General features: G+C 73.3%; 1 pseudogene. It reads left to right on the forward strand.

Annotation, left to right across the window (positions count from 1 at the left end):
- Positions 1-2 precede the first annotated feature (2 nt).
- Positions 3-251 (forward strand): annotated as a pseudogene (locus OO57_RS38200) (electron transfer flavoprotein subunit alpha/FixB family protein); the annotation flags it as partial.

Consider the following 251-nt stretch of genomic DNA (forward strand, 5'->3'; position numbering starts at 1 on the left):
CCATGAGTGAGATCCTGGTCCTCGTCGACCACGTTGACGGCGCCGTGCGCAAGCCCGCCCTCGAACTGCTGACCCTGGCCCGCCGCCTGGGCACCCCCTGCGCCGTCGTGCTGGGCGCCGGAGCGGCCGCCGCCGACATCGCGGCGAAGGCCGCCGAGTACGGCGCGGCGAAGGTCTACACCGCCGACGCCGGGGAGTTCGCCTCCCAGCTCGTCGTCCCGAAGGTCGACGCGCTCACCCAGATCGCCAAG

This window comes from Kitasatospora phosalacinea, from assembly GCF_000717185.1.
GTDB classification, from domain to species: Bacteria; Actinomycetota; Actinomycetes; order Streptomycetales; family Streptomycetaceae; genus Kitasatospora; species Kitasatospora phosalacinea_A.